The following is a 24,082-nucleotide window of genomic DNA, read 5'->3' as shown; positions in this document are numbered from 1 at the left end:
ATTTATCACGCCTGCCGGAAGAAGGGGCTAAAGGACAGCATGGAAATCTTTTTTACTATACTTATCATGACGCTGGTTGTTTCTCTTTCTGGTGTCGCCGCGCGTATTATCCCATTTCAGATCCCGTTGCCGTTGGTACAAATTGCTGCCGGTGCATTGCTGGCGTGGCCAACATTTGGCTTACATGTTGATTTCGACCCGGAACTTTTTTTAGTGCTGTTCATTCCGCCGCTACTGTTTGCCGACGGCTGGAAAACACCGACCAGTGAATTTCTCCATCACGGGCGAGAAATCCTTGGACTTGCACTGGTACTGGTATTAATTACTGTAGTGGGAATTGGTTACCTTATTGAGTGGATCGTACCGGGTATTCCGCTAATCGCTGCTTTTGCTCTGGCTGCTGTACTGTCGCCGACTGATGCCGTCGCTTTATCCGGTATCGTCGGTGAAGGGCGTATTCCGAAAAAAATCATGTCGATACTGCAGGGTGAGGCGCTGATGAATGATGCATCAGGTCTGGTTTCGCTCAAGTTTGCCGTTGCCGTAGCGATGGGAACGATGGTGTTTACGGTATCGGGTGCCAGCATTGAATTTCTGAAAGTGGCGATTGGCGGTTTATTAGCGGGGATTGCCGTTTGCTGGTTATTTGGTAAATCGCTACGTATCTTCAGCCGGCTCAGTGGCGACGATCCTGCCACACAAACGGTACTGCTGTTACTGTTGCCGTTCGCCTCCTATCTGATTGCTGAGCACCTTGGTGTATCCGGTATTCTCGCGGCGGTTGCGGCTGGGATGACGATTACCCGTTCCGGCATTATGCGTCAGGCACCGTTAGCGATGCGTTTACGTGCTAATAGCGTCTGGCAAATGCTGGAGTTCGTGTTTAACGGCATGGTGTTCCTGATGTTGGGACTACAATTGCCGGGCATTTTGGAAACGTCTATTGCGCAGGCTGATGCCGATCCTAACGTCCAGCTCTGGATGCTTTTTACTGACATTGTTTTGATCTACGCAGCATTGATGATTGTGCGTTTTAGCTGGCTCTGGATCATGCAGCGTTTTAGCAAGCGTTTTCTAAAAAGCCGCCCAATGGAGTTCGGAAACTATTCGACGAGAGAATTGTTGATCGCCTCTTTTGCGGGTGTTCGCGGAGCGATAACGCTAGCGGGTGTGCTCTCCATTCCGCTGCTGTTAACTGACGGTAAAGACTTCCCTGCACGTTATGAACTGGTGTTTCTGGCAATGGGCGTCATTCTGTTTTCATTGCTGGTGGGGGTGATTTTATTGCCTATCCTGTTGCGCGGTGTTACGGGTATTGATAAATCGGTTAACCGCCGTGAGGTACAGTCGGCGCGGGCGATAATGGCCGGTGTTGCCATTGAAAGCCTGTACAAGATGGAAGAACGCCTGGTGCAGGATACAGAAGAGAATCTTGACCCGGAATTATTAAAAGAGGTGAGTGCGCGCGTCGTGGGTAATTTGCGCCGCCGTGTTGATGGCAAAGACGATGTTGAACGCTCACTCTTTGCTGAAAATCTTGAACGTCGCTTCCGTCTGACCGCCCTGAGGGCCGAGCGGGGCGAACTGTATCATCTGCGTGCGACACAGAAAATCAGTAATGAAACCATGCAGAAGTTATCGCATGATTTGGATTTGTTAGAAGCATTACTGGTTGAAAAAGAAGAGTAATACCGTTGTGAATCATGGGCTCTACAAGGGCCCGTTTTTTTGCTCTCGCCCTCATAATGTGTGTTTCTGGATACTGCAGGCTCAGTGGCCTTGCCTCAACACGCGACTCATTTATATCGCATAATCTCTTATGCATATCAGGCAGGCCGGGCCGAGTCATGAAGCGAAGTTGAGTCGTGAGCTCCCCGTGAGTCATTGACCCATTCCGCCATGAAATGCATGGTCTATTCAGCACGGTGCCAGCGTTGATATTGTTATCCGGCAAGGCTCGATTCATTAGATAACACTAAGAACTTCCTCTCTGTTTTCACTACTAAATGTATAAGGATGAAGAGGGAGAATGAACATGTTTGTTAATAACCGCTTATTTGGCCCGCTTGCAGCCTTGGTTACGGCGAAGCAGGCTAATGTGAAGGCCTGCACTACCGCGAAAAGTGAGAGTAAAAGTGCTCCTGCAGGTTTCACTGCGCTGGGGGGAGCACAGCAAAGTTATCCGGGAAAATGGCGGCCAGAGCAGCGTTTTACACTCTCTTCCGATGAAGACGGTATTATTTTTCGTGGGGAAAAGGCTGCGGCTAATGTGTATAAAATGCCTGCGGCTAACCGTTTTATGCTGTTCCCTGATCCTGGCGCTGAGACTGTCGCAGATAAGTCAGTGGATGTTTCTGCGCATGCTTTTGGCCGCATCACTCTGGCTGATCGGCTGGATATTCATGGTCACGGTTCAACTACCCACGTTGGTAATCTGAATGCTGAACAGATGGCTACCCATCTTATTTCTCACGGATTGCGCGAAGTGGGAATTCTTAAACTCCAGGCCTGTAATTCCGGGAAAAATGGGGGGGAATACCTTTACGGGCTGCGGGAGCACTTAACGCGTCATGGTGTGAAGGTTGGGTATATTACTGGTTATGAGGATGTGTTGTATGATGCACGCAGTTATGTACTGGACTTAAAGTTTGCTCAGGTAAAATGGCCCAACGGGCTGGCAGAAAAAGTGATTCAACCAACGGGGTTGCCTTTTTTTAAAAATGTTCTCGTACCTGCTCATATGAAGCAATCGATCATTAAAGGTAATGTGGACGTTAATTTTACCGGCAGCCGCTACAGCTTACCTCCTGAGCCACTTGATCAGATGATTCTGAAGGCACAAGTCTGCAATCAGAAGGATTTTGCAGAATTATTTTTTGCTGTGAAAACATTGGATAAATCCGGTGGGGAAAGCTTGAGCCTGGCGTTGCTGGGAAATGCGGTAAAAAGACAAGATAGACTTTCTGATGAGAGCCTGCAGTTGGTTCGTTATGTATTATCGGACACCTTGAAAACAGGGAGTCGGAGCACGAAAGTTGCGGTTTGTGATTTAACGAAAGAGATACTGAATACTCCTCTTAATTTATCGCGCCAGGATAAATTATTATTGCTGAATAACCTAAAAAATAACCTCCCCCTGGTCCAGGATCCGATGGCGCTAACACAAGGGTTGTTTTTGCCGCTTGATGAGGTTTATTCCCGGGATTCCCCGGAAAAAAAACAATATATGGCAGAGCTGCAGCAGCAGGTAAACAAATGTACGCAAATAAATGCGTCACAAAAATTAGCGATTAAAGATGTTTTAACGGCAATGCGATAGTCAATCTATACCCTAAATAATTCGAGTTGCATGACAAAGGGCGGCATTTTGCCGCCCTTTGTCATTAGTGACTTTTATGGCTTTGTTCAATCCCTACGCCAGTTTGCGAACGGACAAACTGCGCGCGAAAACGCAGTCGTTCCTCACCACCCGATGCTGAGCTATCGGTGATGGAGAACAGCCAGGTACCAATAAAGGCCGCCAGCATAGAGAACAAAGCGGGATATTCATAAGGATAGATGGGCTTTGCATGACCTAAAACCTGCACCCAAATCGTTGGTCCCAGAATCATTAACACCACGGCCGTCAGCAGCCCCATCCAGCCACCAATCATGGCACCGCGCGTGGTCAATTTTGACCAATACATTGACAATAAAATAATCGGGAAATTGCAACTGGCGGCAATCGAGAACGCCAGCCCGACCATAAAGGCAATGTTTTGATTCTCAAACATAATACCCAGTGTAATGGCAACGATACCCAGAATTAGCACGGTGATTTTCGATACCCGCAACTCCTCCCGTTCACTGGCTTCTCCCTTGCGGAAGACGCTGGCGTAGAGATCATGTGACACGGCGGATGCCCCTGCCAGCGTTAATCCGGCCACGACCGCCAGAATCGTGGCAAACGCGACCGCTGAGATAAAGCCCAGGAACAGGTTACCGCCGACGGCACTGGCCAGATGAACGGCGGCCATATTATTTCCGCCAATCAGCAAGCCAGTGGCATCCTTAAATGTGGGGTTCGCGCCGACTAACAGGATTGCACCGAAGCCAATAATAAATGTCAGGAAGTAGAAATACCCCATAAAGCCGGTGGCGTAGAGCACGCTTTTACGTGCTTCACGTGCATCACTGACGGTAAAGAAACGCATCAGGATATGGGGCAGTCCGGCGGTACCAAACATCAGTCCCAGGCCCAGAGAGAGCGCGGAAATGGGATCGTGTACCAGTCCGCCGGGTCGCATAATTTCCTGTCCTTTCGGATGCACGGCCATGGCCTCGGTGAATAACGTGTTAAAGCTAAATCCAACGGTTTTCATCACCATAATCGCCATAAAGGATGCGCCAAACAGTAACAACACCGCTTTAATGATCTGAACCCAGGTGGTAGCCAGCATGCCGCCAAACAGCACATACAACACCATCAGGATGCCCACCAGCACCACGGCAATGTGATAATCCAGTCCAAAAAGCAGTTGAATCAGTTTACCGGCACCGACCATCTGCGCAATCAGGTAGAGCGCGACGACGACCAGAGAGCCACAGGCGGAAAGGGTACGGATCGGTTTTTGCTTTAAACGGTAGGAGGCGACATCAGCAAAAGTATAGCGACCGAGGTTACGCAGGCGCTCAGCAATCAAGAATAAAATGATGGGCCAGCCCACCAGAAAGCCCAGCGAATAGATCAAGCCATCGTAACCGGAGGTATACACCAGCGCTGAAATGCCGAGGAAGGAGGCCGCTGACATAAAGTCACCGGCCATGGCCAGGCCGTTTTGAAAACCGGTGATATTCCCGCCGGCAGTATAATAATCACTGCGCGAACGTGTCCGTTTCGATGCCCAGTAAGTGATACCGAGCGTAGCAGCCACGAAGACCAGGAACATAATAATGGCTTCGTAATTGGTTGGCTGCTGCTTTACCTCTCCGCTAACGGCATCGGCGGCAAGTGTTGAAAATGAGAGCAGAAGCAGCGCAGCGAATCCTGAGTAACGTAATTTCATCCTTTTACCTCGCTGAGAAGCTGTTTAGTCAAACGGTCAAACTCGCCGTTTGCACGCCAGACATATACTGCCGTCAGTACGAATGAGATGACGATGAGTCCGATGCCAATCGGAATACCTCGTGTAACGTTTGTTCCCCCATGCAGCGGCGTGCCAAGCCAGCCGGGAGCAAAAGCAATGAGTAGAATAAAGCCAACGTACAGCACTAACATAATCAGGGAGAGCACAGTGGCAAAGGTTTGCCGTTTATGGACTAGTTCTTTAAAACGCGCGCTCTTTTCTATCCGCGAATAAATGTCGTCATTCATCACAGTATCTCCAGAGGTAGAGAATGGCCGTATAACGTGTCCGTGGTCAGACTCTTAGAATCCCCTTCCCAAAAGGGGAAGGGGGAAAGGCTTAAGGCATCTTAATGGATTGTTTTTCTTCGACCAGCTTCTCAACAACGCCGGGGTCGGCGAGGGTCGAAGTATCACCAAAATTGGTGGTGTCGCCTGCAGCAATTTTACGCAGGATACGTCGCATAATTTTGCCGGAGCGGGTTTTGGGCAGCGAATCGGTCCAGTGCAAGACATCGGGTGTGGCAATCGGGCCGATCTCTTTACGCACCCAGTTACGCACTTCGGTATAAAGCTCTGGCGATGGCTCTTCGCCGTGATTAAGCGTGATATACGCGTAGATCGCTTGCCCTTTTATGTTATGTGGAATACCGACAACCGCTGCCTCAGCGATTTTCGGATGCGATACCAGTGCGGATTCGATCTCTGCAGTGCCAAGACGGTGGCCAGAAACGTTTAATACATCATCAACACGACCGGTGATCCAGTAGTCACCCTCGTCGTCCCGACGTGCGCCGTCGCCACTGAAGTACATATTTTTGAAGGTAGAAAAGTAGGTTTGCTCAAAGCGATCGTGGTCGCCGAACAGTGTACGAGCCTGGCCGGGCCATGAATCCACAATCACCAGGTTACCTTCACAGGCCCCTTCCTGGGGATTCCCTTCGTTATCCACCAGCGCAGGCTGCACGCCAAAGAAGGGTTTTGTCGCTGAACCCGCTTTTAATTCGGTTGCCCCAGGCAAGGGCGTGATCATAAAGCCGCCGGTTTCTGTCTGCCACCAGGTATCAACAATCGGGCAACGACCATCGCCAATTTTATTGTGATACCACTCCCAGGCCTCCGGATTAATCGGCTCACCTACCGATCCCATAATGCGTAATGAAGTGCGATGGGTATTTTCAATCGCTTTATCACCTTCTGCCATAAGTGCGCGGATCGCCGTTGGGGCAGTATAAAGAATCGTCACTTTGTGTTTATCGACGACCTCCGCCATGCGGCTTGGTTTTGGCCAGTTTGGCACGCCTTCAAACATAAGTGTGGTGGCACCACAGGCCAGTGGGCCATACAACAGGTAACTGTGGCCGGTGATCCAGCCCACATCAGCAGTGCACCAGTAGATATCTTCCGGATGGTGATCAAACACATATTTGAAGGTTGTTGCGGCATACACCAGATAACCGCCGGTTGTATGCAGAACGCCTTTCGGCTTGCCGGTAGAACCTGAGGTATAGAGGATAAACAGGGGATCTTCTGCGTTTACCTCTTCTGGTTGATGGTGAGAGCAGGCACTGTTCATTAATTCATGCCACCAACGATCCCGACCATTTTTCCAGGCAATCTCCTGGCCGGTACGGCGGAACACTACAACGTTGGCCACTGATTTCACATTAGGGTTTTTCAGTGCCTCATCGACATTCTTTTTCAACGGGATCGCACGTCCGGCACGGATGCCTTCATCGGCAGTGACGACTAATTTGGCATTGGAGTCGATGATACGGCCAGCAACGGCTTCGGGTGAAAAACCGCCAAAGATCACGGAGTGTACAGCACCAATGCGAGCACAAGCGAGCATTGCCACCGCGGCTTCAGGCACCATTGGCATATAAATCGCAACAACGTCGCCTTTATTAATACCCAACTCTTTGAGTGAGTTGGCAAAGCGGCATACTTCGCGATGTAATTCACGAAAACTTAGTGTTTTGCTTTCGGTGGCGTCATCCCCTTCCCAGATAATAGCAGGACGATCGCCTCGTTCATGTAAATGCCGATCAAGGCAGTTAGCTGCAAGGTTTAACGTACCATCCTCAAACCAGCGGATGTCGATATTGCCTGGCGCAAATGACGTATTTTTTACTTTGGTATAGGGTTTAATCCAGTCAAGTATTTTGCCTTGTTCGCCCCAGAAAGCTTCGGGATCTTGTACCGACTGCTGATACATCGACTGGTACTGTTGTGCATTGATCAACGTGTTTTCCGCAATATTGGCGGGAACGGGGTGTTTATGTATTTGGCTCATGGCTGGTCTCCTTCAAGATGTTAATAATATGTCAGGAGAAGGTTAATAAAAGAAGGGGGAGAGGCTTTGTTTCTTTTTTGCGCGATAGATCACGGGATTATTCAACGAGATGGAATTTGCAGGGTTATTAATGGGTAGCGTTCAGCGTATGAGGTGAAGAATCCGGGTGTAATGGCAGATCAATGATCCCTTTCCTCACAAAAAACGGTGGCGCTGAAGGGGGGAGTTAATCCAGTACATTTACTTATATTACAATGAGGTTAATCATTTATTATTATAATAGAAAATGAGATTCAAGATGCTAATTAACATTTTATGCTGCTAACGTGCGTGAAGCGTGTGCAAACTCGCTAAAGGTTGTGTTTATGCAACCTAAGGGTTGCATTTATGCGGGTTAAAATGATACTGATTACGCGTTTTTTTGCAGGTATAACCATATATGACTCTCTATTTTATCGGATTACTGTCCGTATCCCGGCAGCGAAAGTTTTCCACATAAGTCATGTGGATGCGGGTTTTTATCAAGGAAATTAAGTGTTATGAAAGGTGTAAAAATTAGCCTTGCCTGGCAAATTTTGATTGCGCTGGTATTGGGTGTTGTTATTGGTGCGATTTTGCATAACCAACCGGGTGAACGTGAATGGTTAGTTGCGAATGTTCTGAGTCCGGCAGGTGATATCTTTATCCATCTGATCAAAATGATTGTCGTGCCGATCGTGATTTCTACCTTAATCGTTGGTATTGCCGGCGTGGGTGACGCGAAAAAGCTAGGTCGCATTGGCGTCAAAACAATTGTTTATTTTGAAGTGATTACGACGATTGCCATCGTTGTGGGTATTACCCTGGCTAATGTGTTCCAACCGGGATCGGGCATTGATATGTCGACGCTGGCGACGGTGGATATCTCTAAGTATGAAGCAACAACGGCACAGGTCCAGAGTGGTGCGCATAGCTTAGTGATTACCCTGATGTCGCTGATCCCAACCAATATTTTCGCCGCGATTTCCAAAGGCGACATGCTGCCGATTATCTTCTTCTCGGTGCTGTTTGGTTTGGGTCTGTCTTCTCTGCCTGCGGAACATCGCGATCCGTTATTAAAAGTGTTCCGCTCGACTTCTGAAACCATGTTCAAAGTCACCAACATGATTATGCGTTACGCACCAATCGGCGTGTTCGCGCTAATCGCGGTAACCGTCGCCAACTTTGGCTTCGCTTCACTGTTACCGCTGGCGAAGCTGGTCATTCTGGTTTACGTCGCTATCCTGTTCTTTGCTTTTGTAGTACTCGGCATTGTTGCGCGGCTCTGTAAATTGCGCATTACAACCCTGATGCGGATCCTGAAGGATGAGTTGATTCTCGCTTATTCAACCTCCAGCTCAGAAACGGTGTTACCGCGCATTATGGAGAAGATGGAAGCCTATGGTGCGCCGAAGTCGATCACCAGTTTTGTGGTTCCGACCGGCTATTCGTTCAACCTTGATGGTTCCACGCTATATCAGAGTATTGCGGCGATCTTTATCGCTCAGCTTTACGGTATCGACCTCTCTATCGGCCAGGAGATCGTGCTGGTACTGACGCTGATGGTCACCTCTAAAGGTATTGCAGGCGTGCCCGGTGTCTCTTTTGTGGTATTACTGGCAACGCTTGGCAGCGTGGGAATCCCGCTGGAAGGTCTGGCGTTTATTGCCGGTGTGGACCGTATTATGGATATGGCACGTACTGCCCTGAACGTTGTGGGTAATGCACTGGCGGTGCTGGTTATCGCCAAGTGGGAAGACCAGTTCGATGCGCGTCAGGCTAAAGAGTACGAACTCAGTCTTAAAACGCAACAGGCCTAAGCTTGCTAAAAAACCCGTCCCTGGACGGGTTTTTTATTGCTAACTCTCTGTAACCTCCTCTTCTTGCTATCCCCCCGCTGAATGAATAGATTCTTCCATTTAGACGCCGCGTTCGGAGTAATAATGAAAATTGACCTCACTAAAATGATCACTGAGGGCCGCAACCCGGCGAGTGAGCACATTGATGAACTGTCCACGGAAGCCATGCTGCAGGTGATCAACCAGGAGGATAAAAAAGTCGCTCCAGCTGTTGAGGCTATTCTGCCGGAGATTGCACGTACCGTTGATGCTATTGCCGCTGCGTTTCGGCAGGGAGGACGGTTAATCTATTCTGGCGCGGGAACATCCGGTCGCTTGGGCATCCTTGATGCAAGTGAATGTCCACCAACCTACGGTACGCCGCGTGAGCAAGTGATGGCACTGATCGCAGGCGGACAGACTGCGATTTTACAAGCAGTTGAAAACGCAGAAGACAGTCGTGAAATGGGCGTGGGCGACCTGCAAGCGATCAACTTCAATGACAAGGATATACTGGTGGGTATTGCTGCCAGCGGGCGTACGCCTTACGTGATTGCAGCACTCAATTATGCGCGGCAGATCGGCGCAACCACGGCGGCACTAACCTGCAATCCCGACAGTGAAATGGCGCAGATTGCTGACATTGCATTGACGCCGGTAGTGGGTCCGGAAGTTATTACCGGCTCATCCCGCATGAAAGCCGGAACCGCACAAAAACTGGTGCTCAATATGCTGACGACAGGCGCGATGATTCGTAGCGGGAAAGTTTACGGTAATCTGATGGTGGATGTTGAGGCGACCAATAAAAAGCTTATTCAGCGACAGGTCAATATCATTATTCAGGCGACAGATTGTGATGAGGTTGAGGCACAGAAAGCGCTAAAAGCTAGCGGTAATCACTGTAAGACGGCCATCGTTATGGTGCTGGCCGGGCTTTCCGTAGATGAGGCAAGGGCGCTGCTGGCAAATAATGGCGGCTTCATCCGGCAAGCGTTAATTCAGGCGCATACCTGATCAGCAGAGTGAGTATTGCTGAAAGGCGGGTAATGTCAGGTTTCCTGAAGAAAGAACGCTACAATATCTATTAATGATTTATCGTAGAGCGCTGGTGGTTAAATAAAATAACCACCAGCGAGAGAGAAGAAAAAACCTGCCAGAACAAAGAGTCCATCCGTTAACAAATATTTCACCTTCGCACTAAAGTCCTGAATTTTGCCGCCGAAAATATAAAAAAAATTTATCAAAATTCGTATAAGCACTTTCTACCTTCAAGGACTTTATCCATGCGTAACAATCAGCCGGTTACACAGCAAGAGTATGCGTTTGATAATGATGCGACATTGATGTCTACCACCGATCTCAATAGCCACATTACCTATGCGAATGATGCATTTATTGAAGTCAGTGGCTTCACGGCCGATGAGATTAATGGTCAACCACATAATATGGTTCGTCATCCTGATATGCCACCAGAGGCCTTTGCAGATATGTGGGCCACGCTAAAACAGGGGGAACCCTGGACGGCACTGGTAAAAAACCGCCGTAAAAATGGTGACCACTATTGGGTGAGAGCAAACGCGATTCCGGTGGTGCGCAAAGGATGTGTGCAGGGATATATGTCAGTGCGAACTAAACCTTCCGGAGACGAAATCCATCAAACCGAAACGCTTTATCGGAAATTTCGTGAAAATAAACGCAAGGGGCAACGTTTTTATAAAGGGCTCATTGTTGATTCTGGTTTTCTGCGTTGGCGATCTGTATGCAAAACCTTGCCGCTGCGCTGGCGCATTCGCAGCCCTTTAATTGCGTTGTTACCCGTCAGCATCACGGGCGTATGGCTACTGAATGCTACGCCTGCTGCGCTGGGAGGGTTTAGTGCCGGAATGGCACTGCTATTAGTGTTAACCAGTTGCTGGCTGGAGCAGCAGGTCTCCCGCCCCGTTGAACGCGTTTGTAAACAGGCGTTAAGTGTGGCGACCGGCGCCAGTCATAAGGTTGAACCGTTGGATCGCGTCGATGAAGTGGGGATGACGCTTCGTGCCATTGGTCAGTTGGGCCTGATGTTTCGCTGGCTGGTCGATGATGTCAGCGGGCAGGCACTCAATGTACTGAGCGCCAGCGACGCCATCGCCGTCGGAAATCATGATTTGAGTCGGCGTACGGAACAGGCGGCGGCTAATGTACAGCAAACTGCCGCGACAATGAATGAAATGACCGCCACGGTGAAAAGTAACACGGCCACTGCTGCCGAGGTCAATATTTTGTCGATCGCGACCAGCCACGCGGCGGTTAAAGGTGGAGAAGCGATGAATGGCATGGTAGCGATGATGGCGGAAATCGCCGAGAGTTCGCGTCGAATAGCCAATATTACCAGCGTGATTGATGGTATTGCTTTTCAGACCAATATTCTGGCACTCAATGCTGCGGTGGAAGCCGCCCGTGCAGGCGAACAGGGTAAAGGTTTTGCTGTGGTCGCAGGTGAAGTTCGCAGCCTGGCGCAGCGTAGCGCCACCGCCGCCAGTGAGATCAAAAATCTGGTCGAAACCAGTTCACTGCGCGTGCAGTCAGGCGCTGAGCACGTTAACGACGCGGGAAAAACCATGGCGGATATTGTCTCCCAGGTTCAGAATGTCACCGCGTTAATCGCGCAAATTAGCGCCGCGACTGCCGAACAATTAACCGCACTGAGCGACGTTAGTCTGGCAGTAGAGGAGCTGGATAATATTACTCATCAAAATGCCGTGCGGGTTCAGGAAGGGGCGAAAGCTTCAGGCCGCATGGCCCGGCAGGCTAATCGATTGGTTGAGGCGATCAGCGTATTTCGCTAAAGCGGCCCGGCTGATGGTGGTTGTATCGGCTTTCACTCTGGTATTCAGTGAGATGCCACGATTTGCGAAAAAATATCGGAATTATTTCAGCAATACACCATATTGCGGATTAAATTCGTCAAAAATCGGCAACGCGGCGGCTCCCAGTGCTGCCGTATCGCTGCCGGTCATACCAACCTTTACTCGCATATCATCCAGATAACGGCTGCGGACGGAGCGATAAAGCGGGAAAAGGCGATTAACCATTTTCCGTAATAGGGGTTGAGGCATCATACCGCCGATAATCACCGCTTCGGCATCGAATATGCACTCGATCATATTGATTGCCTGGCGTAATGGTGGCAGCACGCTATCGATCCAGTCGTCAAAACGTGCAGGATCCACGTTAAGCAAAAGATCGTCGGGCAGAGCCGTCATTGGATCCAACCCACAGTGTTCATACGCCGCTTGTAGTGAAACGTAACGCTCCAGGCAGCCACGGTTACCGCAGTAACACGCTTTGCCATCGGGTTGAACCACCACATGCCCGATTTCACCGGCATTATGCGCATGGCCGGTATAAATATGGCCGTTGGTAAAGATCCCTGCACCCAGCCCTGTGCCGATATAGAGATACACGAATGAGTTTAGCTGGCGTGCTACGCCATGGAAGCGTTCGCCAATCGCGGCAACGGTAGCGTCATTCTCAAGCGTCACCGGCAATCCGCATGCGCGTGCCAGGTCGGTTTCTACATCAACATTCTCCCAGCCGTGTAGCGTCGTTGGACCCTGCGAAGATATGCCCTCCACGCCGAAAGGGCCCGGCATTACAACGCCAATACCTAACACTTTGCGCCAGTGGTTCCCCAGTTGCTGTTTGATCTCTTCAAGCAGTGTGACAATCAGCTCTAAGGTTGCACCCGGCTGGGGCTTCTGCACCATCACAAGGCGACGAAAATGGACCTCGCCAGTCAGGTCCACCAGAACGATCAATAACGTTTGGTGATCCAGATGAATGCCAATCGACCAGGCACTGGCTGGATTCAGGGTGATCGGGATCGCGGGCTGGCCGCGTCCGCTCCCCTTACGTGGCGAGTGGGAAGAAAGCATACCGGCCTGCTGCAATTCGGCAACGATATTGGAAACCGTCTGTGGCGTCAGCGCGGTTAAACGCGCCAGTTCAGCACGCGTGAGTTCGCCGCTAAGGCGGATGGCTTCAATAATGACGCGGCGGTTATGGGCGCGTGCATGTTCAAGATTGGTTCCCGAGGTTCCCATTAGCGATTTCCCTGAAGAGACGCAGCCCAGTATGTGATCGCGGTTACGGCCAATCAAACGAATTCTTTGATCCCGTGCGCATTTTCCTACACACAGATTGTGCAATTCCTCACCATCGGTCAGAGTGAATCGGCACACGATAAAGTGATGGTTATCTAGCCTGGCATGCGACTTGCTTTATCACCTGCGCATATCGTCAGCCAGTAAACCGTTAAACACTAATTTCGACCTCCATTAAATCAATCAAATTGATTTAATAAATCGCACATCATCGCAGCGTTATCGGAGAGAAAGAATGAAAAGTCTATTTAACCCACGCCTGACCAGCTGCATGCTGGTCCTGCTCGCCGCGACCGTTTCGGCTCAGGCCATCGCGAAGACGCAGATCAACGCGCTCTTTATGACCCAGGCGGCGTATAGCGAAAATGACATTCGCGCAATGGCCAGTGATTTCGAGAAGCAACATCCTGATATCGCGGTCAATCTGGAATTTGTACCGTATGAAGCTCTGCATGACAAAATCGTTGCTGCGCGTGGGGCGGGTAGCAACGGTTATGATGTTGTGCTGTTTGATGCGATATGGCCTGCCGAATTTACCCGTTTTGATTTACTCCAGGATGTTTCTGCGCGCATTAACGCTGAAGACAAATCTAAAATCTTTCCCGGAGCGATGAATACCGTGATCTACAAGGGAAAAACGCTTGGCATGCCGTGGATCCTCGATACCAAATATCTCTATTATAACAAAGCGATGCTGGAAAAAGCCGGCATCAGCAACCCGCCGCAAACCTGGCAGCAGGTGATGGAACAGTCAGAGATACTGAAGCAGAAAGACGTGGTGAAATATCCGCTGGTCTGGAGCTGGTCACAGGCTGAAGCGCTAATTTGTGATTACACCACGCTGGTTTCCGGATTTGGCGGTGAATTCTATCAAAACGAAAAGCTCAATTTCACCAATCCGGGTGCGATGAAAGCGGTGACGTACATGAAAGAGACGCTGGATAAGGGCCTGACGAACCCGAATTCGCGTGAGTATCTGGAAGAGGACGTGCGCAAAGCCTTCTCGAATGGCGATGCAGCCTTCGCGCTGAACTGGACCTATATGTATAACATGGCCAACGATCCGAAGCAGAGCAAAGTGGCTGGTGATGTTGGTATCGTGCCGGCCCCCGGCGATGCGCCAGGTAAAGCGTCTGCCGTTAATGGTTCCATGGGATTAGGCATTGCGAAAGCGAGCCAACATCCTGATGAATCCTGGCAATTTATCAGCTATATCACCTCGCAACCGGTGCAGGATAAGTACGCAAAGCTGAGTCTGCCAATTTGGAAATCATCTTATGACGACCCTGTCGTGCAGAAAGGCCAGGAAGCATTGATAAATGCGGCGAAGCAATCATTGAACGTTATGCTATCGCGCCCGGAAACGGCTGATTACTCTCGTCTGTCTAATAGCCTGCAGCAGCAACTTCAGCAGATCCTGCAGGGACAGGAAACGCCGGAAGCGGGTATGCAGGCGGCAACAAAAAGTGCTGAACGCCTGCGCTAAGGACTCACGATGCTAAGCCTGCAACAACGCGAGCATCGTCAGGCATGGGTGCTGTTAGCACCCATGCTGGTGGTGATGTTTTTACTCACGGCATGGCCATTGGTGCGAACTATCTGGCTAAGCTTTACCGATGCGGCGCTGATCGGCAGCGGCGATTCACCACTTTACGTGGGGCTGGAGAACTATTTATACGCCCTAACCGATCCTGATTTCCGGGCCTCAATTCTGCGAACGCTCTATTTCACGGTCGTCTCTGTAGTGATTGAAGGTGTGATTGGTGTACTGGTCGCGTTGCTACTTAATCAACGGTTTTATGGTCGTAATATCCTGCGGGTATTAGTGATTTTACCGTGGGCGTTACCGACTATCGTCAATGCCATGATGTGGCGGCTCAACTTCAACCCTGATTACGGCAGCATCAATGCCATGCTGACGCAAATGGGGATTATCGATGGCTATCGAAGCTGGCTGGGTTCACCTGACTCTGCGCTCAATGCGGTAATGCTGGCCGATATCTGGAAAAACTATCCGCTGGTCACCTTGCTGGTGCTGGCAGCGTTACAGTCGATTCCGGATGATTTATTTGAGGCCGCCCGGCTAGATGGGGCTTCAGCCTGGCGTCGCTTCCGTGCCATCACTTTCCCCGCGATTGTTGCGCCGCTCAGTGTTGCGTTGGTGCTGCGAACCATTGATGCCTTTAAAATTTTCGACATCATTTACGTGATGACCCGCGGCGGGCCGGTGGACAGTACTAAGACCCTGAGTTTCTTCGTCTATCAGGAATCCTTTAGCTATTTACGCGCGGGGAGCGGTGCGGCTTATGCCGTACTGATGACGCTGATGTGCGCGGTACTGATCGCGATTTATATGGCGATGCTGCTGCGTCAGCGTCGCAGGAGTACCGATAATGAAGCGTAAAATTCGCACCCTGTTGCGTTATTTCGCCGCTTTGCTGGTGGCGATCAGTATCCTGGGGCCGATGCTGTGGTTGTTTTTGATGAGCGTCAGTTCTGCCAGCGATCTGGCCCGCATTCCGCTTGAATGGCTGCCGCGTCAGTGGGACTTTAGCCGCTATGCACGGCTGGTTTCGCTGGATGCGAATCAGCCTGGCGCACTGTTCCTGCATGCGCTAGGAAATAGCCTGCTGGTGGCGACGGGGGCGACGCTGATTTCATTGCTGCTGGCGATCCCTGCTGCGTTCAGTTTTTCCCGCTATCCGGGACGAGAAGGCTGGCTGTTCGGCAGCCTGGCAATCTATATGGTTCCACCGGTTGCCTTCGTACTGCCACTCTATTTTGTCTTGCAGCAGCTTAATCTGCTCAATACGCATTTGGGGCTGGTACTGGTCTATTGTTCGCTGATTTTGCCTTTCCTGACATGGATGCTGAAAAACCAGTTCGACGCATTACCGCGTGATATTGAGCAAGCGGCGCGGCTGGACGGGCTGCGTTTCTGGCAGGTGCTGCTGCGTATCACCTTACCGCTGGCGAAGCCGGTGCTGGGAGCCTCAGCGCTGTTTGGCTGGCTGTTGGCATGGGACGAGTTTTTCTATGCGCTGCTCTTCACCAGCAATATTCAGGCACAAACGCTGCCGGTAACCATTGCTGGATTCACTGCCGGACGTGCCACCGACGATGGGTTGATCGCTGCCGTGGGTATTTTGGCATCGATACCGCCCCTTTTTATTGCCATCTGGTTGCAAAAGACGCTGGTCAGCGGATTGGCCAGTGGTGGGAGTAAAGGTTAATCATGGACAGAATCATCAGCGCCACGCTGTACGTGGCAGGGAATTTCAACGTCGATTTAATCATGAGCACGTTACACCAATGGCCTGAGCCTGGAACAGAAACCATGCTGGAACATAGCGAGCTGAGGGCGGGGGGATCGGCAGGTAATTGTGCATTGGCACTGGCGGCGATGCATGTGCCGCATCGGGCTGTCGCAAATCAGGGAAGTGATAACTTTGCGGGGTGGCTGGCCGAACGCTTTGCAGGGAGTGCCTCGGATTGGCCGCGCTACGCTTGTGAAACTTCGCTAACCGTTTGCTTTACGCACCCGGATAAAGAACGTTCGTTTATCAGCAATCAGGGTCACATTGTGCAGTTAACGGCGGAGGATGTCTTGCTGCAACTGCCGCTGCAGGCGAAGCCGGGCGATATTATTCTGCTGTGCGGAACCTTTCTCTGTACCACTTTATTGCAGGCTTACCCCTCGCTACTGGCGGAATTACAACAGCGTGGTTTTATCGTGGCGGTGGATACTGGCTGGCCACCGGACGGGTGGAGCGATGCGCTGCGACAGCAGCTTTCAGCCTGGTTGCCCTACTGCGACTATTTACTGCTGAATGAAGTGGAAACGCTGGGGTTTGGCGCGCGGCCTGTGCTTCAGGATTCAGCACGTGCGCTCATGCAGCGTCTCAGCGGGAAAGGGGGCTGTGTGGTGAAGTGCGGCAGCGATGGCGCGCATCTTTGGGCTTACGGTACACATTTACAGGCCGCTGCGCGTCCTGTCACGGTGATTGACACTATTGGGGCTGGCGATAGCTTTAACGCGGGTTTTCTGAGCGCCTTGCTGTGTGGTGAATCACACGCGGCCGCGCTGGAATGGGGGACGGAAGTGGCGGCTCATGCTATCAGCAGTTCCCCGCGAGAATATCCCGACTGGCACAAGCTGCAACAACGAATAAAGGAGCGCTGAGCCATGGCCAGTGTCGAACTTGTAAAGGTAGCCAAACGCTACGGTAAACAGACGGTGCTCAATCCGTTGGATCTCACCATTCCTGATGGCAGTTTCACCGTATTGGTTGGTCCTTCCGGATGCGGGAAATCAACCCTCCTGAGGCTGCTTGCCGGGCTGGAAACGCTGTCCGACGGGACGATCCTGCTGGATAAGAAACCGATCAACGATCTCGATCCTGCCGATCGTGATATCGCTATGGTGTTTCAGAGCTATGCCCTTTATCCCCATCTGACCGTGGCGGAAAACCTCGCATTTCATATGCAGGTCAGGAAGATCAAACGCGAGGAACAGCAGAGTAAGATCGCCCGTATCGCTGGGATCCTCGGCATTGATAAATTGCTGACGCGCTATCCACGGGCGCTTTCCGGCGGTCAACGTCAGCGTGTGGCGATGGGGCGCGCGATGGTGCGTAACCCTCAGGTCTTTTTATTCGACGAACCGCTATCGAATCTGGACGCACAGCTGCGGATGGAATTACGTGCTGAGATCAAATCACTGCATCAGCGTTTTAAAACCACTATGGTGTACGTCACGCACGATCAGGTAGAAGCGATGACGCTGGCGGATCAGATCGTGGTGATGCGTGAGGGGATCATCGTTCAACAGGGGAAACCGCTGGAGATCTACGATCGGCCGGTTAATACATTTGTGGCGCGGTTTATCGGATCGCCACCGATGAATCTGCTGGACGGCAAAATTGTCGATCGCCAGATCCTCTGCGGGGATTTGTGCTTCCCACTGCCGCAAAAATGGCGTGAGGCAGCAGAAAAACAGGGGGGGAAACCAGTGATTGTGGGTATTCGTCCGCACGATCTGATACTGGCAGACATAGCAGAAAACGCCGTGCTGGCAACGGTCAACCTGCTGGAAGTGACCGGAGAATCCAGTTTGCTGCATGTTGACTGGCAGGGTTTTGCGTTGCATGTGCAGTCCACCGGACGGGTTGCGACACAGCCAGGCGAATCTGTTGCATTAAGCGTTAAGGTCGAGAAACTGCATCTGTTTGATGCAGAGAGTGGGCAACGGCTGTTTGACCAGGAGAGCGTACCTTCCTGAGCGGGTTCTTCACCGGGGATCGCGTCATCAGCCTGAGAGCTTTCCTCTCAGGCTGATGCCTATTTCTGCCTGATGTGAGATTCAATCGCGGGCCAGTTGCTGTATCAGTGCTTCCACGTTGCTGTGCGCTTTGAGTGTGCGCAATTGTAGCGCTAAATTGATCTCTTCCATCTCCTGGGCATTGATCGCCAGTTCGCGGGTGATTTTACCTTTGCGATAAAGCCAGTCCGCGACGCTGGCCCAGCTCCATAGAGGCGATGTGCCTTTTAGCCGCTGAAGGGGAGAAGGAAAATCGCCTGTTCCACGGGTGCCATCTTTCAACATAGTGATAGCCTGACGGGACAGATTTGCTGCCGCAGCAATATCGCTCAGCCCCACCAGAATCGAATCCACCGATAATACTTTTGCGTTAATGGTTGCTGATTCAATATCGGCAATCGCGCTTAATACCGCCTGGCGAAAGTTAGCGCTTTCACGATCGAATTCAAGATAGACCGATTGACCGTAAAAACAGACCAGCGCGTCGTCACAGCCGCTTTCAAACAGGGTGTCTTCCAGACCCGGCGTTTGCGACGTGACCCCGTCTAAGGTCAGGATAAAATGATAAAGATTCATGTTCCCTCCTGTTTATCTTTTACCGCGATTGACCAGGCAGCTATCTATTTTGCATCGGATTTGCTTAGCATGGTTCTCCGGTACGCGTAGCGTTGACCAGATGCTCATCTGATGTAGCGGATGCTCAGGATAGCCACATACCTGCCGACCAAATGCATGGCCGCTACTGGGATGGAAGTGCCAGCCATGTGCAATGGCATACTCGATAGCCGATTGTATGGCTTTGTTTGGATGTTTTTTCATCACCATCCCTGGTGTTGTGATAATAGACGCAGTGTTGACGGTTGTTAACACTGCGTTGTTGTCCAAAATAATAATCGATTAAGAAAAAGTACAGGAGTGTTTTAGGTTTATAAACAGTGAGTTGTAATCATTTTTGCGGAGGGCTACGCAATAAAGATCTGCTTTTCTCATTCGTGAACTTCTGTTTGTGGAGCCGCTTCCAGAACCTGTTCGAAGCTACGTAAACGTTTATAAATCGACATCAGTTCAACCAGCGTCGACCATGAAGTAATTAAATATTGAAATGCCCCGCGAACCTGGTCAAAAACATTAGTAATTTGCTGCATCATGCCCAGCGTAATCGTCCCGGCGATGATCGAAGGGAACAGCACAAAAAGGCCGAATACATTATCCACCTGCAAATAAAGAATGCGTGTGATATTGAAGTAAAGGTAATGAAAGTAGAGACGGAAATAATTGGTGCGTACGCGATGGAATAACTCGCTCACCGTGGCCGGAGAGGCGCGATGCGCGTTGTCTTCCCCATAAACTAATTCTTTACGGTAGGCTGCTTCGACGCGTTGGTTACGAAATTCCAGCCCGGGTAATTTAATCCCTACAATGCTAAGTAAACCGGTGCCGAACAGTGACCAAAGTAACGCGGCAATAACCAGTGCATACGGGATATTTCCAAGAATGGGCACGCTTTCTACGTGTTTTGATAGTGTGATCAACACCGGCAGGAAAGCAATAAGCGTCATGATGGCCTGGATAAGGTTAATGCCCCAGCTCTCCAGCGTGCTGGAAAAGCGCATGGTATCTTCCTGTACGCGCTGTGCCGCACCTTCAATGCCCCGTAGCTGCTGCCAGTGTGACATATAGTAATGATTCATTGCCGTACGCCAGCGAAATATCCAGTGGCTAATAAAAAACGTGTTAAGTACGCCGATCACAACAGCAATCAGGGCAATCCCTAAAAATGCGGCAAGCTGATGATAAAAAACGTCAAGTTTAATACTATTGGGATGGCTCAGCGCGTGCTGAATGAGATCGTAGAAGGGGCCGTACCAGGCATTAACCGCTACGCCGACTTGTACGCTAAACCAGGTAACAAAAATAATTAAAGCAGAGCCCAGAATAGACCAGCGTTGCCAGCGGTGTGGGCTTAACGTTGACCAGGCGAATGCAAATAACCCCGTCACAACAGCATAATAAAGATAAAACCATACTTGCGAGGGCTGAATAAAACGCCAGGCGTTATCGGGCAAAGGTTTTCCTGCATAAGATGCAAATATATGCAATTTAAAAACCAGGTCACTCCCCCCTTCAAACCAAAAAAGGACGGCAATAAGGCTCCAGATAAGTGCTGAGCTAAAAAACAGCGAGGGACGCGGAAAAAAGGACGTAAACATAGGTGCTCCACTATTATAGTCCTGTGTTTATAGCGCCTTTATCTGTTTACGGTCTGTATCTGACGGTTACAAAACGAATCCTGAGTCGCTCCGGCTTTATCAGGAAGCAGTCAAAAAATCTTCGCGTTGCGGTGTGAAGGTATCTAATAACGTCCCCGCCTCGAGGCAGACACAACCGTGAATCACGTTGGGTCGTTTATACAGCGTATCACCGGCGGCAACTTCTTTCGTTTCGCCATCAATAGTAAAAGCGAATCGCCCGGACAGCACATAAGTTAATTGTTCGTGCGGATGGTGATGCAGCGGCCCGACGGCATTTTTTTCGAAATTGACCTCAACGGCCATCATAGTGCCGCTGTGTGCGAGGATCCGACGTGTTACGCCATTGCCTAAATCGTCTAACTGCGTCTCTTTTTTGAAGATAAACATAATGCTCCTGGACGCCCACGCTGGAAACCGTATTGACGGTTTCAGACTGACGTACTGCGGTTTACGTGAGTCAATGCTGGGTATAGGGGGATTTAATTAAACACAATTAAGCATATCGATTTCGCGGCCTGAGCCGAACAGTATCATCAGAATTTGCGTACAATCTCACAAAATGCGCTGTGTTTTTGTCAGATTGCCGTTCAAATTATTTAGGGGTTACCTCATTATAAGAAACAGGTTACCTTTAAAATTGAAATTATGTTTCATAATAAGTGGGGCAGGTTACCTGCTCACTTCTGCTTAGTCACCGAAGTAAGGGGAGTATGATGAAAATTGCATTGATGATGGAGAACAGCCAGGCTGCGAAAAACGCCATTGTGCTGAAAGAACTGCAACACGTCGCGGGAGAAAAAGATTATCCGGTGTATAACGTGGGTATGAGCGACGAGCAGGACCACCATCTGACCTATATCCATCTTGGGATCATGGCCAGCATTCTGTTGAATGCTAAAGCCGTCGACTTTGTGATAGCGGGCTGCGGTACCGGGCAAGGTGCATTGATGTCGCTGAATATCCATCCGGGCGTCATGTGCGGCTACTGTATCGATCCGGCGGATGCCTATCTGTTTGCTCAAATTAACAATGGCAATGCGCTGGCGCTGCCGTTTGCGAAAGGGTTTGGCTGGGGAGCTGAGCTGAATCTGCGCTTTATTTTCGAAAAAGCGTTCACCGGCAGAAAAGGCGAAGGCTACCCTGCCGATCGCAAAGAGCCACAGGTGCGCAATGCCGGGATACTGAATCAGGTAAAAGCAGCGGTGGTCAAAGAAAACTATCTTGATACGTTGCGCGCCATTGATGCCGATCTGGTGAAAACGGCCATCAGCGGACAACGCTTCCAGCAGTGTTTCTTTGATAATTGCCAGGATAAAGAGATCGAGGCCTTCGTACGCGAGCGCCTGGCTTGATAGTAAAAGCGGGCGGTGAACAGGCTGCCCGCGAATGGCTGTTAAATATTTTCCAGGTTAATCCCGCGTGTTTTGGGGCCAAATAAGCCTACCGACAGCATCACAATGAGCATACTGATCACGATAAAGGCAATTACGCCCTGAGTACCGGCATATTGCAGGATCAAGCCGATCATGATGCTGCTGAATACCGTAGAGAGACGGCTAAAAGAGTAGCAAAAACCTACTGCTCGGGCGCGGATATGGGTGGGAAATATCTCCGTTTGATAAGCATGGTAGCTATAGGTTAACCAGGCATTAGACCAGGTAATTAAAAAACCGCAGGCGATGAGCAGTATGGCGCTGGTCTGAAAGGCAAACAGTGTGCCGAATACCACCGTCATCAGTGATGAAAGGACGATTTGCCATTTATTTTCCAGCTTATCGGCGTAGCGGCTGCAAATCAGCGATCCCAGCGGATAGGCGAGCGTGATAAAAAAGGCATACAGCAGGCTGTGAGTTATGCTGGTTCCTTTTCCGGACAATAGCGCTGGCAACCAGTTGCCAAAGCCAAAAAAGCCAATTGCCTGAAAAAAATTCATTACTACCAACATCAGCGTGCGTTGCCGATATTGTGGCGACCAAATTTCGCGAAACGTTCCTTTGTGAGGGAGTTGTGCTGCGGCATCATCTGGTGGAAAGTTTTCGCCAACCGGCACCCCACAGCGTTTTTCCATGGCGCTGATTTCCCTGTGGGCATCCTGATGTCGTCCTTTCTGCGCCAACCATCGTGCCGATTCAGGCAAATTCTTGCGGATAAACCAGATAATGAGTGAACAAACAGCGCCAGCGATAACGACATAGCGCCAGCCGGTCAGACCGAAAATAGTCTGTGGCACCAACCACCATGACATCAACGCTACTGCAGGTACCGAGAGGAATTGCACAAAAAAGGCAAAAGCAAAGGCCCGACTCCGCAGGTGGGTTGGCACCCATTCTGTGAGATAGGTGTCGATAGTCACCAACTCAATACCCAATCCGACGCCCACTAAGAAGCGACAGAAGATGATCCACTCCGCCTGGTTCTGGAAAGCCATTATTAGCGAAAAACAGCCATACCAGGCGAGCGCAAACATAAAGGTCAAACGGCGACCAAAACGATCGGCATTGGGTGCTAATACGCTGGCACCAATAAATAATCCTAAAAAAGTCGATGAGGCAAAGGCGGCTTGATCGGAGATACCCAATACACCTTCGCTTCCAACATGAAAGATATGTTCAGCCAGAAGTCCTGAACTGATATACCCTGTTTGAAAGAGATCGTAGAGTTCGAAAAAGCCACCAAGCGCTAATAAGGTAATAAAGCGCCACAGCCCAGGTGAGGAGGGCAGTGCGTTAATTCTGTCGGCTAAATTATTGTTATTTTTGAGCGATGAGGAATTTTCTGTTTTCCCTGTAGAGCAGGTCGCGTGCATTTTATTTTTTCCTGATAAAGGCCAAGACGTCTTTTTAATCCTAATAGTTGCGGTTTGGATTTAAATATTTAAATGATTAGCCTGCGAAGAAAAATAAGGATAAAAAACTGCAGGAGATACTGAAAAGGATAATTGTGCTTTCAGCCGGTGAGCCGCAAGGGAATGGGTTTTACATCGGTGCCTGTCACTCATGTTTTTGCATGCCCTGTTTTGATCTTCCAGAGACATCCGTAGCGCTGAGGAAAGGCTGATTTTCAGCATGGGCGGCGAGGCCAGTAGCCAGTAGGCGCACCGTGCCATGGA

At 50.3% G+C, this 24,082-nt stretch carries 20 protein-coding genes; 11 read left to right on the top strand and 9 right to left on the bottom strand.

Going from position 1 to position 24,082, the window contains the following annotated elements; genetic code table 11:
• The first annotated feature begins 39 nt into the window (after positions 1-39).
• Positions 40-1,689 (top strand): Na+/H+ antiporter, encoded by a 1,650-nt coding sequence (locus J1C60_RS16785; protein ID WP_128175684.1) that lies wholly within the window; start codon positions 40-42, stop codon positions 1,687-1,689.
• A gap of 346 nt (positions 1,690-2,035) precedes the next feature.
• The gene (locus tag J1C60_RS16780) at positions 2,036-3,319 is read left to right on the top strand and encodes a hypothetical protein (protein WP_128175682.1); all 1,284 of its coding nucleotides are present in this window, start codon (positions 2,036-2,038) and stop codon (positions 3,317-3,319) included.
• A 64-nt stretch (positions 3,320-3,383) separates the two neighbouring features.
• Here J1C60_RS16780 and actP read toward each other — a convergent pair whose 3' ends face one another.
• The 3 genes from actP to acs form a co-directional block, all read right to left on the bottom strand.
• Entirely contained in the window at positions 3,384-5,045 is a 1,662-nt protein-coding gene (gene actP, locus J1C60_RS16775; RefSeq protein WP_128175680.1) for a cation/acetate symporter ActP, read from the bottom strand.
• Positions 5,042-5,353 carry a DUF485 domain-containing protein gene (locus tag J1C60_RS16770; RefSeq protein ID WP_128175678.1) on the bottom strand — a complete coding sequence of 104 codons (312 nt, stop codon included), beginning with the start codon at positions 5,351-5,353 and terminating at the stop codon, positions 5,042-5,044. The genes actP and J1C60_RS16770 overlap by 4 nt, the downstream gene beginning before the upstream one ends.
• Before the next feature lie 91 nt (positions 5,354-5,444).
• Positions 5,445-7,400, bottom strand: a complete 1,956-nt coding sequence (gene acs, locus J1C60_RS16765; RefSeq protein ID WP_128175677.1) for an acetate--CoA ligase — start codon at positions 7,398-7,400, stop codon at positions 5,445-5,447.
• A 539-nt stretch (positions 7,401-7,939) separates the two neighbouring features.
• Between acs and gltP the strand changes: the two genes are divergently transcribed.
• From gltP to J1C60_RS16750, 3 genes are all read left to right on the top strand, one after another.
• Positions 7,940-9,238, top strand: a complete 1,299-nt coding sequence (gene gltP, locus J1C60_RS16760; RefSeq protein ID WP_128175675.1) for a glutamate/aspartate:proton symporter GltP — start codon at positions 7,940-7,942, stop codon at positions 9,236-9,238.
• 123 nt (positions 9,239-9,361) lie between these two features.
• The gene (gene murQ / locus J1C60_RS16755) at positions 9,362-10,270 is read left to right on the top strand and encodes an N-acetylmuramic acid 6-phosphate etherase (protein WP_128175673.1); all 909 of its coding nucleotides are present in this window, start codon (positions 9,362-9,364) and stop codon (positions 10,268-10,270) included.
• 269 nt (positions 10,271-10,539) lie between these two features.
• Positions 10,540-12,084, top strand: coding sequence for a methyl-accepting chemotaxis protein (locus J1C60_RS16750; RefSeq protein WP_128175671.1), 1,545 nt, complete (start codon positions 10,540-10,542; stop codon positions 12,082-12,084).
• A gap of 81 nt (positions 12,085-12,165) precedes the next feature.
• Here J1C60_RS16750 and J1C60_RS16745 read toward each other — a convergent pair whose 3' ends face one another.
• Positions 12,166-13,341: an ROK family transcriptional regulator gene (locus J1C60_RS16745; RefSeq protein ID WP_128175783.1), complete on the bottom strand. Its 1,176-nt coding sequence runs from the start codon at positions 13,339-13,341 to the stop codon at positions 12,166-12,168.
• A 331-nt stretch (positions 13,342-13,672) separates the two neighbouring features.
• Here J1C60_RS16745 and J1C60_RS16740 point away from each other — a divergent pair, with 331 nt between their 5' ends.
• The 5 genes from J1C60_RS16740 to J1C60_RS16720 are packed head-to-tail and all read left to right on the top strand — an operon-like array spanning position 13,673 to position 18,682.
• On the top strand, positions 13,673-14,887 hold the full coding sequence (locus J1C60_RS16740; protein WP_445684474.1) for an extracellular solute-binding protein: 1,215 nt from the start codon (positions 13,673-13,675) through the stop codon (positions 14,885-14,887).
• 9 nt (positions 14,888-14,896) lie between these two features.
• Entirely contained in the window at positions 14,897-15,805 is a 909-nt protein-coding gene (locus J1C60_RS16735) for a carbohydrate ABC transporter permease (RefSeq protein ID WP_128175667.1), read from the top strand.
• Entirely contained in the window at positions 15,795-16,634 is an 840-nt protein-coding gene (locus tag J1C60_RS16730; RefSeq protein ID WP_128175665.1) for a carbohydrate ABC transporter permease, read from the top strand. Before J1C60_RS16735 ends, J1C60_RS16730 begins: the two co-directional genes overlap by 11 nt.
• A gap of 2 nt (positions 16,635-16,636) precedes the next feature.
• Positions 16,637-17,584 carry a carbohydrate kinase family protein gene (locus J1C60_RS16725; RefSeq protein ID WP_128175664.1) on the top strand — a complete coding sequence of 316 codons (948 nt, stop codon included), beginning with the start codon at positions 16,637-16,639 and terminating at the stop codon, positions 17,582-17,584.
• Between the two features lie 3 nt (positions 17,585-17,587).
• Positions 17,588-18,682: an ABC transporter ATP-binding protein gene (locus J1C60_RS16720; RefSeq protein ID WP_128175662.1), complete on the top strand. Its 1,095-nt coding sequence runs from the start codon at positions 17,588-17,590 to the stop codon at positions 18,680-18,682.
• An 81-nt stretch (positions 18,683-18,763) separates the two neighbouring features.
• Here the strand turns inward: J1C60_RS16720 and J1C60_RS16715 are convergent, their stop codons facing one another.
• From J1C60_RS16715 to J1C60_RS16700, 4 genes are all read right to left on the bottom strand, one after another.
• Positions 18,764-19,297 carry a DNA-binding protein gene (locus tag J1C60_RS16715; protein WP_128175660.1) on the bottom strand — a complete coding sequence of 178 codons (534 nt, stop codon included), beginning with the start codon at positions 19,295-19,297 and terminating at the stop codon, positions 18,764-18,766.
• 12 nt (positions 19,298-19,309) lie between these two features.
• Positions 19,310-19,540, bottom strand: a complete 231-nt coding sequence (locus J1C60_RS16710) for a hypothetical protein (RefSeq protein WP_128175658.1) — start codon at positions 19,538-19,540, stop codon at positions 19,310-19,312.
• Between the two features lie 167 nt (positions 19,541-19,707).
• On the bottom strand, positions 19,708-20,931 hold the full coding sequence (sbmA, locus tag J1C60_RS16705; protein ID WP_128175656.1) for a peptide antibiotic transporter SbmA: 1,224 nt from the start codon (positions 20,929-20,931) through the stop codon (positions 19,708-19,710).
• 99 nt (positions 20,932-21,030) lie between these two features.
• On the bottom strand, positions 21,031-21,360 hold the full coding sequence (locus J1C60_RS16700) for a cupin domain-containing protein (protein WP_128175654.1): 330 nt from the start codon (positions 21,358-21,360) through the stop codon (positions 21,031-21,033).
• A 326-nt stretch (positions 21,361-21,686) separates the two neighbouring features.
• Here J1C60_RS16700 and J1C60_RS16695 point away from each other — a divergent pair, with 326 nt between their 5' ends.
• Positions 21,687-22,325 (top strand): RpiB/LacA/LacB family sugar-phosphate isomerase, encoded by a 639-nt coding sequence (locus J1C60_RS16695; protein ID WP_128175781.1) that lies wholly within the window; start codon positions 21,687-21,689, stop codon positions 22,323-22,325.
• A 41-nt stretch (positions 22,326-22,366) separates the two neighbouring features.
• On the opposite strand, the gene J1C60_RS16690 is transcribed toward J1C60_RS16695, so the two are convergent.
• A complete protein-coding gene (locus J1C60_RS16690) occupies positions 22,367-23,779 on the bottom strand; it encodes an MFS transporter (protein WP_128175652.1) in 1,413 nt (470 codons plus the stop codon).
• Between the last annotated feature and the right edge of the window lie 303 nt (positions 23,780-24,082).

This window comes from [Pantoea] beijingensis (assembly GCF_022647505.1).
Lineage (GTDB): Bacteria > Pseudomonadota > Gammaproteobacteria > Enterobacterales > Enterobacteriaceae > Erwinia > Erwinia beijingensis.
The sequence above is the reverse complement of the archived record's forward strand: the minus strand, read 5'-3'. Positions and strand labels throughout refer to the sequence as shown.

Excerpts from the sequence above, each read along its gene's own strand:
- J1C60_RS16700 (WP_128175654.1), bottom strand. The coding sequence starts at position 21,360 with ATGTTTATCTTCAAAAAAGAGACGCAGTTAGACGATTTAGGCAATGGC.
- J1C60_RS16690 (WP_128175652.1), bottom strand. The coding sequence starts at position 23,779 with ATGCACGCGACCTGCTCTACAGGGAAAACAGAAAATTCCTCATCGCTC.
- J1C60_RS16720 (WP_128175662.1), top strand. The coding sequence starts at position 17,588 with ATGGCCAGTGTCGAACTTGTAAAGGTAGCCAAACGCTACGGTAAACAG.
- J1C60_RS16735 (WP_128175667.1), top strand. The coding sequence starts at position 14,897 with ATGCTAAGCCTGCAACAACGCGAGCATCGTCAGGCATGGGTGCTGTTA.
- murQ (WP_128175673.1), top strand. The coding sequence starts at position 9,362 with ATGAAAATTGACCTCACTAAAATGATCACTGAGGGCCGCAACCCGGCG.
- J1C60_RS16715 (WP_128175660.1), bottom strand. The coding sequence starts at position 19,297 with ATGAATCTTTATCATTTTATCCTGACCTTAGACGGGGTCACGTCGCAA.
- gltP (WP_128175675.1), top strand. The coding sequence starts at position 7,940 with ATGAAAGGTGTAAAAATTAGCCTTGCCTGGCAAATTTTGATTGCGCTG.
- actP (WP_128175680.1), bottom strand. The coding sequence starts at position 5,045 with ATGAAATTACGTTACTCAGGATTCGCTGCGCTGCTTCTGCTCTCATTT.
- acs (WP_128175677.1), bottom strand. The coding sequence starts at position 7,400 with ATGAGCCAAATACATAAACACCCCGTTCCCGCCAATATTGCGGAAAAC.
- sbmA (WP_128175656.1), bottom strand. The coding sequence starts at position 20,931 with ATGTTTACGTCCTTTTTTCCGCGTCCCTCGCTGTTTTTTAGCTCAGCA.
- J1C60_RS16745 (WP_128175783.1), bottom strand. The coding sequence starts at position 13,341 with ATGGGAACCTCGGGAACCAATCTTGAACATGCACGCGCCCATAACCGC.
- J1C60_RS16750 (WP_128175671.1), top strand. The coding sequence starts at position 10,540 with ATGCGTAACAATCAGCCGGTTACACAGCAAGAGTATGCGTTTGATAAT.
- J1C60_RS16710 (WP_128175658.1), bottom strand. The coding sequence starts at position 19,540 with ATGAAAAAACATCCAAACAAAGCCATACAATCGGCTATCGAGTATGCC.
- J1C60_RS16770 (WP_128175678.1), bottom strand. The coding sequence starts at position 5,353 with ATGAATGACGACATTTATTCGCGGATAGAAAAGAGCGCGCGTTTTAAA.
- J1C60_RS16695 (WP_128175781.1), top strand. The coding sequence starts at position 21,687 with ATGAAAATTGCATTGATGATGGAGAACAGCCAGGCTGCGAAAAACGCC.
- J1C60_RS16740 (WP_445684474.1), top strand. The coding sequence starts at position 13,673 with ATGCTGGTCCTGCTCGCCGCGACCGTTTCGGCTCAGGCCATCGCGAAG.
- J1C60_RS16785 (WP_128175684.1), top strand. The coding sequence starts at position 40 with ATGGAAATCTTTTTTACTATACTTATCATGACGCTGGTTGTTTCTCTT.
- J1C60_RS16725 (WP_128175664.1), top strand. The coding sequence starts at position 16,637 with ATGGACAGAATCATCAGCGCCACGCTGTACGTGGCAGGGAATTTCAAC.
- J1C60_RS16730 (WP_128175665.1), top strand. The coding sequence starts at position 15,795 with ATGAAGCGTAAAATTCGCACCCTGTTGCGTTATTTCGCCGCTTTGCTG.
- J1C60_RS16780 (WP_128175682.1), top strand. The coding sequence starts at position 2,036 with ATGTTTGTTAATAACCGCTTATTTGGCCCGCTTGCAGCCTTGGTTACG.